Origin of the sequence: Novosphingobium kunmingense (assembly GCF_002813245.1) — a bacterium.
Lineage (GTDB): Bacteria > Pseudomonadota > Alphaproteobacteria > Sphingomonadales > Sphingomonadaceae > Novosphingobium > Novosphingobium kunmingense.
On record NZ_PHUF01000002.1, the window covers coordinates 1,223,615 to 1,233,880 of the forward strand.

The window sequence follows — 10,266 nt, forward strand, 5'->3', positions numbered from 1 at the left end:
CAGGGAGCCCTAGTGCCCTGCCTCGATCGCCACGCGGATCGCCTCGGCCACGGTGCGCACGCCCAGCGCCTTGAGAGTCGCGGCGCGGTGCATCTTGATGGTCCGTTCGGTCAGGCCCAGTTCCCAGGCGATCTGCTTGTTGAGCCGTCCCTTGGCCAAGGCTTCGAGAATCTGCTGCTGGCGCCGGGTCAACGCGGCAATGCGTGCGCAGGCCTGATCCTTGCGGTTGGCACCGGCCTCGTCGATCGCCATTTGCGAACCGATGAAATAGAGCGGTTCGCCATCCTCGCCGAACAGCGGGGCGATCATCACCGCGTTGCGGAAGCGGGTGCCGTCCTTGCGGTAATTGGTCAGCTCCACCATCGCCGGCCGGCGGTCGGCTATGGCCCGGCGCAGTATCTCGGTCTGTTCGGGCTCGGTGCCGGCGCCGCGCAGGAAGCGGCAGTTGCGGCCGAGGATCTCGGCGCGGTCATAGCCGGTGAGCGCAATGAAGGCGGCGTTGCAGGCGACGATCGGGTTGTCGGGCAAGCGTGGATCGCTGACCACGGCAGCAACGTTGCTGTTCGCGATCAGGTCTTCGGGTGACATGGTCCAATCCTATCCCAGCCTAGCCTTGTCAGTCCATATCGCAGACGCAGCGGCGAAATCCTAGCTCACCCCTGATCGGTTGCCGGGCCCTGCGACTGGCGCGCGCCGACATGCGCCATGCCGCGCGCGGCGGCGAGCCGTTCCTGGCGGTGCCGTTCGCGGTAACCGGCGCGCTGTTCGTCGCTGCGCTCGTCATGGCAGGCGGGACAGCTGACCCCCTCCTCGTAGAGCGGAGAGGCCTGGCCGGCGGGATCGACCGGGCGGCGGCAGGCGCGGCACAGCGCATGGCTCCCCGGGGAAAGGCCGTGGCCCACGCTGACCCGCTCGTCGAAGACGAAGCATTCGCCCCGCCACAGGCTGCCTTCGGCCGGGACCTCCTCGAGATAGCGAAGGATCCCGCCCTTGAGGTGATAGACCTCGTCCACGCCCTCCTGCTTCAGGAAGGCGGTCGACTTCTCGCAGCGGATCCCGCCGGTGCAGAACATCGCGACGCGCTTGCCCTGTGCCACCAGGGCGTGGCCCTCGCGCCGGAACCAGTCGGGAAAGTCCCGAAAACTGACGGTCTGAGGATCGACCGCGCCGGCAAAGGTCCCTGCGGTCACCTCGTAATCGTTGCGCGTGTCGATCACCACGGTATCGGGATCGGCGATCAGCGCGTTCCAGTCGCGCGGATCGACATAGGTGCCAACGCTTGCCGCCGGATCGATTCCCTCGACCCCCAGGGTCACGATCTCGCGCTTGATGCGCACCTTCAGCCTGTGAAACGGCATGATGGCGGCCCCGGCGCATTTCACGTCGAGGTCGGCGCAGCCTGGTAGTGCGCGTATGTGGTCTAGCACTTTCGCGATACCCGGCGCCGGACCGGCGATCGTCCCGTTGATCCCCTCGCCCGCCAGCAGCAGCGTGCCCTTGACCGCGTTCGCCGCGCAGACCGCCAGCAAGGGCGCGCGCAGGGCCACAGGATCGGCGAAACGCGCGAACTTGTAGAGCGCGGCCACGGTCAACGGCACGGCGGAAGGCGGAGAGAGCGGCATGGAGGCCGCGCCTTAGCCCTGCCCGCCGCGCTTGTCAGCCCCGCGCGCCTGCTGCTAGGCGCCATGCCCCATGCTTACCCTTTCCGGCATCACGGTGCGCCTTGGCGGACGCACGATCATCGACGAGGCGAGCGCGAGCCTGCCGCCGCGCGGCCGGATCGGGCTGATCGGCCGCAACGGCGCCGGCAAGTCGACGCTGGTGCGCGTGATCGCCGGCATGCTCGAACCGGACAACGGCGAGGTCGCCATGCCGCGCGGCGCCCGCCTCGGCTATATCGCGCAGGAAGCGCCGGCGGGCGAGGCCACCCCGTTCGAGACGGTGCTGGCCGCCGACAGCGAGCGCGCCGCGCTGATGGCCGAGAGCGAGACCTGCGGGGATGCCCACCGCCTCGCAGAGATCCACGAGCGGCTTATCGCGATCGACGCGCATTCCGCCCCTTCGCGGGCGGCGCGGATCCTCAACGGCCTCGGCTTCGACGAGGCCGCGCAGCATCGTCCGCTCGACAGCTTTTCGGGCGGCTGGCGGATGCGCGTGGCGCTCGCCTCGCTGCTGTTCTCGCAGCCCGACCTGCTCCTGCTCGACGAACCGTCCAACCACCTCGACCTCGAGGCCGTGCTGTGGCTCGAGGATTTCCTCCGCTCCTACCCGGCCACGATCGTGCTGGTCAGCCACGAGCGCGATTTCCTCAACAACGTCGTCGACCACATCCTGCACCTCGCCCAGGGCAAGCTGACGCTTTACCCCGGCGGCTACGACCAGTTCGAACGCCAGCGCGCCGAGCGGCAGGCCCAGATCGCCTCGGCCCGGGCCAAGCAGCAGGCCGAGCGCGAACGCCTGCAGGATTACGTCGCGCGCAATTCGGCGCGTGCCTCGACCGCCAAGCAGGCCCAGTCGCGCGCCAAGGCGCTGGCCAAGCTGCAACCGATCGCCGAACTGATCGACGATCCCTCGCTCAGCTTCGATTTCCCCAGTCCCGACGAACTGCGCCCGCCGTTGATCACGCTTGATCTGGCCTCGGTCGGCTATGGCGAGGAGCCGGTGCTGAGCCGCCTCAACCTGCGGCTCGATCCCGACGACCGGATCGCGCTGCTCGGTCGCAACGGCAACGGCAAGACCACACTGGCCCGCCTGCTCGCCGCGCAACTGTCGCCGATGGCGGGGGCGATGAATGCCAGCGCGAAGATGCGCGTCGGCTATTTCACCCAGTACCAGGTCGAGGAACTGGACCGCGGCGAAACGCCGCTCCAGCACATGACCGTGCTGATGAAGGGCGCGACCCCCGCCGCGGTGCGGGGGCAACTGGGCCGATTCGGCTTTTCCGGGCCCAAGGCGACGACCGAGGTCGGCAAGCTGTCGGGCGGCGAGCGGGCGCGGCTCGCCCTTGCATTGATCACGCGCGAAGCGCCGCACCTGCTGATCCTCGACGAGCCGACCAACCACCTCGACGTCGATGCGCGCGAAGCGCTGATCCAGGCGTTGAACGGCTATGCCGGCGCGGTGGTGATCGTCAGTCACGACCGCCACATGCTCGAAATGACCGCCGACCGGCTGGTCCTTGTCGACAGCGGCACGGCGAAGGAATTCGACGGCACGATCGACGATTATATCGCCTTCGTCCTGGCGAAGGAGCCCCAGGCCGCGCGCCGCGACGACGGCACCCGCAGCGTCAACAAGAAGGACCAGCGCAAGGCTGCAGCCGATGCCCGCGAGAAGGGTCAGGCGCTGCGCAAGGCGGCCAAGACGGCGGAGGCCGAGCTGGAGCGCCTGCAGAAACTGCGCAGCGCGATCGACCACGCGATGTTCGATCCCAAGGGGGCCGAGCCGGCCCTTGCCAGGCTGACCATGACCGACCTGATGAAGCGCCGCGCCGAGATCGAGGCGAAGATCGATGACGCCGAGGCTGCCTGGCTTGAAGCGAGCGAGGCGCTCGAAGCGATCGTCGCGGCATGAGCGTCGCTTTTCGCCGCGAATCGGACGATGAGCATCTCGAACCCAGTTTCGAACTGCCGATCCCGCCTGGCCCCAATCTGGTCACGCCGCGCGGATTGGCGCTGATCGCAAACCGCATCGCTGCATTGGAAGCCGTGCTTGCCTCCTTCGCCGACCGTCCGGCCGATGACAGCGCGGTGAAGGCGGCGCGCCGCGACCTGCGCTATTGGCAGACGCGGCAGATCACCGCCGAACTTGCCCCGTTTCCTGATGGCGAAACGGTGCAGATCGGCACCCGCGTGACCTTCACCCTCAACGCGCAGGAGCGCAGCCTTGCCATCGTCGGTCACGACGAGGCAGACCCGGCAGAAGGGCTGATCGGCTTTGCTGCGCCGCTGGCCCGGGCGCTGATCGGCGCCGAAGTGGACGAGGTCATCGACTTCAACGGACGCGAGGGCGCAATAACGATTGTGGCGATAAGCGTTGTGCCGGACAGCCAAAAAGCCTAGCGGGGCCGCAGAACCGCGGACGCAGGTCCGCAGCGGGCGCTCCGCCGCCCCGATCAAGATAAGAGACCATGACCTTCCAGACCCCTTTCGCGCTTCTTGCTGAAGCGCTTGCCGCGCGTGGCTATGCCGCGCCCACCCCCGTCCAGTCTGCCGTGCTGGAGGACGAGGCCGCAGGCCGCGACCTGATCGTTTCGGCCCAGACCGGCTCGGGCAAGACCGTCGCCTTCGGCCTCGCCATGGCGCAGCAGGTGCTTGACGCCGATGGCCGCGCGCAAGGTGGCACGGCGCCTGCCGCGCTGATCGTCGCCCCCACGCGCGAACTGGCCCTGCAGGTCAGCCGCGAACTGATCTGGCTCTACGGACCGACCGGCGCGCGCGTGGCGACCTGCGTCGGCGGGATGGATCCATCGAAGGAACGCCGCGCGCTCAATCACGGCGCGCAGATCGTGGTCGGCACCCCGGGACGCCTGCGCGATCATCTCGAACGCGGCGCGCTCGACCTGCGCGATCTGCGGGTGGCCGTGCTCGACGAAGCGGACGAGATGCTCGACATGGGCTTTCGCGAGGACCTCGAGGAACTGCTCGACGCCACCCCCGACGGGCGCCGCACCCTGCTGTTCTCGGCCACCATGCCAAAGCCGATCGTGGCGCTGGCCCGGCGCTACCAGCAGGACGCGCTGCGCATCTCGACCGTCGCGGAGAGCCGCGGCCACGGCGACATCGCCTACCAGGCCATGGCCATCGCGCCCGCCGATATCGAAAACGCCGTGGTCAACCTGCTGCGCTATCACGAGGCGGAGACGGCCATGCTGTTCTGCGCCACCCGCGACAACGTGCGTCATCTTCACGCCAGCCTGACCGAGCGCGGCTTTGCTGCCGTGGCACTGTCGGGCGAACACAGCCAGAACGAGCGCAACCACGCGCTCCAGGCGCTGCGCGACCGGCGCGCGCGGGTCTGCGTCGCAACCGACGTCGCCGCGCGCGGCATCGACCTGCCCAGCCTGTCGCTGGTGATCCATGTCGAGATCCCGCGCGATGCCGAAACGCTCCAGCACCGCTCGGGCCGCACCGGCCGCGCCGGCAAGAAGGGTACGGCAATCCTGCTGGTGCCCTATCCGCGCCGCCGCCGGGTCGAGGGCATGCTGCGCGGCGCCAACATCGCCGCCGAATGGACCGATGTGCCGTCCGCCGCCGATATCCGCGCCGCTGATGCCGAACGGCTGATGGAAGCCCTGCTCGCGCCGGTCGACCTTACCGACGAGGACCGCCACCTGGCCGCCAAGCTGATGACGCTGAAATCCGCCGAGGATATCGCCGCGGCCCTGGTCCAGGCGCACCGCGCGCGGTTGCCGGTGCCCGAGGATCTGCTGGCCAGCGACGCGCCGCCGCCCAAGGGCCCCCGCCCCGGCTTCGAGGGCAGCACCTGGTTCCGGCTCAATGTCGGACGGCGGCAGAACGCCGATCCGCGCTGGATCCTCCCGCTGCTGTGCCGCCGCGGCCACGTCAGCCGGGCCGATATCGGCGCGATCCGGCTTGCGGCCAACGAAACGCTGTTCGAGGTGGCCGGGCCGGTGGCCGCACGCTTCCTCGATGCGGTGCGGCGCACGGCGGAGGAAGACGACGGGGTCGAGATCACGCCGAGCGACGGCGCCCCGCGTGAAGCCGCCCGCGCCGCGCGCCGCGACAACGCTGGTGGCCCGCGTCCGGCGCCGCGCCCGCACCGGGGCAAGGCGCAGGGCGCCGACCGGACTGCACCCGGCGATGGCAAGCCGTTTCGCAAGAAGGGGCCGTTCAAGGGCCGCGCACCGAAGGGGTAGCGCGGCAGGGTCGCGAGCCTGGTCGCGACGCGCGGTCAGCCGCGTGTAAAGGTGCCGCCCGCCGCAGCCTTTTCGGCCAGCAGCCGTGCCGGCTCGATGCCCATTGCCTTGAGCCCCTCGACGATCTTCGGCAGTCCGACAGTGTCGGCCCAGAACATGGGACCGCCGGTATAGACTGGCCAGTTGTAGCCGAGGATACAGGCCACATCGATATCGCTGGCGCGGATGGCGATGCCTTCCTCCAGAACCCTGGCGCCCTCGTTGACCACCGGGAAGAGCAGGCGCGCGACGATCTGTTCGGCGCTTTGCGGCCCTTTGTTCTCGACACCCTTGAACTTGGCAAAATCCGCGATCACCTGCGCAGCGACAGGACTGGGCGATGATTGTCGCTTGTCGTCGTAGTCGTAGAACCCTCCGTTCTGCTTCTGCCCGAGGCGGCCTAGCTTGACGAGGTCGCCCTGCAGGGTCCGCTCGTTCGACCCGCGACCGATCACGTCGAGACCGACAAGGTCGCTCATCGCGAAGGGGCCCATGGCAAAGCCATAATCGTAGAGCGCCTTGTCGATATCCTGCGGGCTCGGGCCCTCAAGCACCAGTTCGGTCGCCGCGCGGCTGCGCGGACTCATCACCCGGTTGGCGATGAAGCCGGGGCCGACTCGGCTGACGACAGGCACCTTGGCAATGGTCTTCGCGATCCTGAGCCCAGTTGCCAGCACCGCGTCCGAAGTCCTGGCCCCGCGCACGATTTCGAGCAGCCGCATGACGTTCGCGGGCGAAAAGAAATGCAGGCCGACGACGCTTTCGGGTCGCGCGGTGGCGCTGGCGATATCGTCCAGATCGAGAAACGAGGTGTTCGAGGCCAGGATCGCGCCGGGCTTGGCAACGGCGTCCAGCCGGGCAAACACATCCTTCTTGATGCCCATTTCCTCGAACACCGCCTCGATCACCAGATCGGCGTCCTTCAGCGCGTCAAGCTCGAGCGCCGGGGTGATCAGGGCCATGCGCTGTTCGACCTGCTCGGTAGTCATCCGGCCCTTGGCGGCGCTGTTCTCGTAGTTCTTGCGAATGACTCCGAGACCGCGGTCAAGCGCGGCCTGGTTCATCTCGACGAGGGTGACGGGGATGCCAGCGTTGAGGAAGTTCATCGCTATCCCGCCGCCCATGGTGCCCGCGCCGATCACGCCGACGGCTTTGACCGGCAGTGCCGCAGTGTCCCTGGCCAGATCCGGAACCTTCGCGCCCTCCCGCTCTGCGAAGAAGTAATACCGCTGCGCCGCGCTTTCGGTGCTGGTCATCAGTTCGCCGAACAGTTCGCGTTCGCGCGCCATGCCCTGGTCGAACGGCAGTTCGGCCGCCGCCTCGATCGCCTTGACGATGTTGAACGGCGCCTTGAAGCCACGAAACGCGCGGGCGTTCTTCTTCAGATAGTCGGCATAGAGCTCGCTCTGCCCGCGATAGGGTTCGACCTTGTCCTGGCGATCGCGCACCCGCAACAAGGGGCCGCCTTCGGCCACCAGCTTGCGGGCAAAGGCGATCGCGTCCTCACGCAACTTGCCCTCATCGGCGAGGGCATCGATCATCCCCAGTTCCAGCGCCTTCCTCGCCCCTACCGGCGCGCCGCCGGTGATCAGGTCGAGCGCCGCGGGGATCCCAACGATTCGCGGAAGGCGCTGGGTGCCGCCGGCTCCGGGAAGAAGGCCCAGCGCGACTTCGGGCAGGCCGACCTTGGCCGAGGGAACCGCGATCCGGTAGTGGCAGATCAACGCCAGTTCATAACCGCCGCCCAGCGCCGTTCCGTGGATCGCGGCGACCACCGGCTTGCTGCCGCCTTCGATGATGTCGAACACCTCCTGCAGGTTCGGTCCGCTCGAAGGCTTGCCGAATTCCGAAATGTCGGCGCCGGCGATGAAGGTCCGGCCGGCGCAGATCAGGACGATCGCCTTGACGCTGTCATCGGCAGCGAACTGGCGGAAACCCTCGTCCAGCGCCTTGCGGGTATGGGCCGACAGCGCGTTCACCGGCGGATAGTCGATGGTTAGGATGCCGATGCCGTCGATGACTTCGGTGGTGCCGACCTGGCTCATGGTTGCGGTTCCTCTCGTAGCGCGCGTCAGGCGTCGATGCGTTCGATGATGATCGCCGGAGCCATGCCACCAAAGGCGCACATCGTCACCAGCGCATAGCGCCCGCCCGAACGTTCGAGCTCGTCGAGCGCCATGCCGATGAGGATCGAGCCGGTCGCGCCGATCGGATGGCCCAGCGCGATCGCGCCGCCGTTGATGTTGACCTTGGCGCGGTCGATCCCGAGGTCGCGGATCGCCTTTTCGGTGACGACTGCAAAGGCCTCGTTGATTTCCCAGACGTCGATGTCCTCTACGCCAAGCCCGGCCCGCTCGAGCGCCTTCTTTGCGGCGGGGACCGGAGCGTTGAGGATCAGCGTCGGACAGTCACCCGCGTTGACTGCGGTGACGATGCGCGCTCGGGGGGTCCAGCCATTGTCCTTGAGGCCCTGCTCGGAGGCCAGCAGCAGCGCCGCCGAACCATCGACCACGCCAGAGCTGGTGCCGACATGGTGGGTCGGCTGCCATTCCAGGTCAGGATACTTGCGCTCGATCATCTGGCGCATTGTGGTGCCGTCGGATGCGGCGGGGACCTGTTCCATCGCGACGAAGGCCGGTTTCAGCGCGGCTAGCGTCTCGGCCGTGGTTTCGGGCCGAGGATACTCGTCATGATCCAGCGCAAGGGTGCCGTCGCGGTTGCGCACCGCCACGATGCTGCCAGCGAAGCGCCCCTCGTCGATTGCCTGCTTGGCCTTGCGCTGGCTGTCGACGCCCAGCGCCTCGAGGTCGGCGCGGCTGATTCCCTCCATCGCGGCAATCGCGTCGGCCGCGACGCCCACCGCGGAGATCGGGTGCTCGCGGTAGAGGTCCTCGTTTCCGCGCGCCCGGCCGAGCTTGCCCAGATCGGTCTGGCTTTCGAGCGCTTCGAGTTCGAAGTGATAGCTCATCATCTCGGTCCCGCCGGCGATCAGCACATCCTCGAATCCGGCCATGATCTGCCCGGCGGCAAAGGCCACGCTGCTGATCCCGCCGCCGCAGAACCGGTCAATCGTGGTCCCGCTGGCCTTGACATCGAAGCCAGCCCACAAGGCGGACAGCCGGCCGAGGTCGCCGCCCTGCTTGCCGCGCTGCTGGCTGCACGACCAGACGATGTCGTCGACCCGCGAAGTGTCGAGGGCGTTGCGGTCGCGGATCGCGCGCAGCACGGTCGCGCCCAGGTCCTGGGGATGGAGGTGCGCCAGTGCGCCCTTGCCCGGTTTGCCGATCCCGCGGGGGGTACGTACCGCATCGACGATAAAAGCTTCGGCCATGATTGGGTGTCCTTTCAAGTATCAGCGCGGAGCCATGCGGATCGCGCCATCAAGCCGGATTGCCTGGCCATTGAAGTAGCTGTTGCGGACGAGTTCCATCGCCAGGCTGGCGAACTCCTCGGGCTTGCCGAGGCGCTTGGGGAACGGAACCGAGGCATTCAGGTTGTCGAACACCTTTTCGGGAAGCTTGCCAAGCAGGGGCGTGCCAAAGATCCCGGGCATGATCGCATTGACCCGGATGCCGAGGTCCATCAGGTCGCGTGCCATCGGCAGGGTCAGTCCGTTGACTCCGGCCTTGGCCGAACCATAAGCGACCTGGCCGATCTGTGCGTCCTGCGCCGCGACCGAGGCGGTCAGCACGATGGTGCCACGTTCCCCGTCGTCGAGCGGCTCGAGACTCGCCATGCCAAGCGCCGAAAGCGAAGCGACCCGGTAGGTGGCGACGAGGATGCCGCGAATGGCGAACTCGTAATCCTCGGTCGAGAAGCGTTGCAGTTCGCCGGTTTCCTTGTTGCGGCCGACTGTCTTGCCCTTGCGGTTGGCCATCGCGCAGTGGACGCAGATGCGCTCCTGCCCGTGGGCGGCCCGGGCCTTGGTGAACCCGGCGACGACCGAAGCTTCGTCCATGATGTCGACCTTGCAGAAAAGGCCGCCGATCGCGCTCGCGACCTCTTCGCCGGCTTCTTCGTTGAGGTCGAAGATGGCCACCTTGACGCCCGCCTTAGCGAGCGCCTCGGCGGTCGCCCGGCCCAGGCCAGATGCCCCACCGGTGACGACGGCAGCGGTCGAATTGTCGATCTTCATCTGGAACTCCTTCTCAATGGCTTCGCAGCCGCCCCAGCCCGTGTTCGGCAAGGCGCGACAGTGCCGATGCGCGAATTCCGGCCATCCCGGCCGATCAGCCCTTGAGCGCTTCGGCGAGGGTTTCGCCGAGCAGGCTGGGCGAGGAGGAGACGCGGATGCCCGCTTGTTCCATCGCCGCGATCTTGCTTTCGGCATCGCCCTGGCCGCCCGACAC

The 10,266-nt window shown here is 67.8% G+C and carries 8 protein-coding genes and 1 pseudogene; 3 read left to right on the forward strand and 6 right to left on the reverse strand.

Annotated elements, in window-relative coordinates; genetic code table 11:
* Nucleotides 1-9: 9 nt before the first annotated feature.
* A complete protein-coding gene (locus B0I00_RS06065) occupies nucleotides 10-588 on the reverse strand; it encodes a PAS domain-containing protein (protein WP_100866387.1) in 579 nt (192 codons plus the stop codon).
* Nucleotides 589-653: 65 nt separating this feature from the next.
* Nucleotides 654-1,622, reverse strand: a complete 969-nt coding sequence (gene trhO / locus B0I00_RS06070; protein WP_100866388.1) for an oxygen-dependent tRNA uridine(34) hydroxylase TrhO — start codon at nucleotides 1,620-1,622, stop codon at nucleotides 654-656.
* A gap of 70 nt (nucleotides 1,623-1,692) precedes the next feature.
* Between trhO and B0I00_RS06075 the strand changes: the two genes are divergently transcribed.
* The 3 genes from B0I00_RS06075 (at nucleotide 1,693) to B0I00_RS06085 (ending at nucleotide 5,878) form a co-directional block, all read left to right on the forward strand.
* On the forward strand, nucleotides 1,693-3,573 hold the full coding sequence (locus B0I00_RS06075) for an ABC-F family ATP-binding cassette domain-containing protein (protein WP_100866389.1): 1,881 nt from the start codon (nucleotides 1,693-1,695) through the stop codon (nucleotides 3,571-3,573).
* Nucleotides 3,570-4,061: a GreA/GreB family elongation factor gene (locus tag B0I00_RS06080; protein ID WP_100866390.1), complete on the forward strand. Its 492-nt coding sequence runs from the start codon at nucleotides 3,570-3,572 to the stop codon at nucleotides 4,059-4,061. The genes B0I00_RS06075 and B0I00_RS06080 overlap by 4 nt, the downstream gene beginning before the upstream one ends.
* Before the next feature lie 68 nt (nucleotides 4,062-4,129).
* Nucleotides 4,130-5,878, forward strand: a complete 1,749-nt coding sequence (locus B0I00_RS06085; RefSeq protein ID WP_100866391.1) for a DEAD/DEAH box helicase — start codon at nucleotides 4,130-4,132, stop codon at nucleotides 5,876-5,878.
* Nucleotides 5,879-5,913: 35 nt separating this feature from the next.
* On the opposite strand, the gene B0I00_RS06090 is transcribed toward B0I00_RS06085, so the two are convergent.
* The 4 genes and pseudogenes from B0I00_RS06090 to B0I00_RS06105 form a co-directional block, all read right to left on the reverse strand.
* Nucleotides 5,914-7,962, reverse strand: coding sequence for a 3-hydroxyacyl-CoA dehydrogenase NAD-binding domain-containing protein (locus tag B0I00_RS06090; protein WP_100866392.1), 2,049 nt, complete (start codon nucleotides 7,960-7,962; stop codon nucleotides 5,914-5,916).
* A gap of 26 nt (nucleotides 7,963-7,988) precedes the next feature.
* Complete coding sequence (locus B0I00_RS06095) at nucleotides 7,989-9,248, reverse strand: acetyl-CoA C-acetyltransferase (RefSeq protein ID WP_100866393.1); 1,260 nt, start codon at nucleotides 9,246-9,248, stop codon at nucleotides 7,989-7,991.
* A gap of 21 nt (nucleotides 9,249-9,269) precedes the next feature.
* On the reverse strand, nucleotides 9,270-10,052 hold the full coding sequence (locus B0I00_RS06100) for an SDR family NAD(P)-dependent oxidoreductase (protein WP_100866524.1): 783 nt from the start codon (nucleotides 10,050-10,052) through the stop codon (nucleotides 9,270-9,272).
* Between the two features lie 94 nt (nucleotides 10,053-10,146).
* A pseudogene (locus B0I00_RS06105) lies at nucleotides 10,147-10,266 on the reverse strand (succinate--CoA ligase subunit alpha); the annotation flags it as partial.

What these genes read in the sequence shown, in the direction of transcription:
- trhO (WP_100866388.1), bottom strand. Translation starts at nt 1,622, where the DNA reads ATGCCGCTCTCTCCGCCTTCCGCCGTGCCGTTGACCGTGGCCGCGCTC.
- B0I00_RS06090 (WP_100866392.1), bottom strand. Translation starts at nt 7,962, where the DNA reads ATGAGCCAGGTCGGCACCACCGAAGTCATCGACGGCATCGGCATCCTA.
- B0I00_RS06080 (WP_100866390.1), top strand. Translation starts at nt 3,570, where the DNA reads ATGAGCGTCGCTTTTCGCCGCGAATCGGACGATGAGCATCTCGAACCC.
- B0I00_RS06085 (WP_100866391.1), top strand. Translation starts at nt 4,130, where the DNA reads ATGACCTTCCAGACCCCTTTCGCGCTTCTTGCTGAAGCGCTTGCCGCG.
- B0I00_RS06075 (WP_100866389.1), top strand. Translation starts at nt 1,693, where the DNA reads ATGCTTACCCTTTCCGGCATCACGGTGCGCCTTGGCGGACGCACGATC.
- B0I00_RS06095 (WP_100866393.1), bottom strand. Translation starts at nt 9,248, where the DNA reads ATGGCCGAAGCTTTTATCGTCGATGCGGTACGTACCCCCCGCGGGATC.
- B0I00_RS06065 (WP_100866387.1), bottom strand. Translation starts at nt 588, where the DNA reads ATGTCACCCGAAGACCTGATCGCGAACAGCAACGTTGCTGCCGTGGTC.
- B0I00_RS06100 (WP_100866524.1), bottom strand. Translation starts at nt 10,052, where the DNA reads ATGAAGATCGACAATTCGACCGCTGCCGTCGTCACCGGTGGGGCATCT.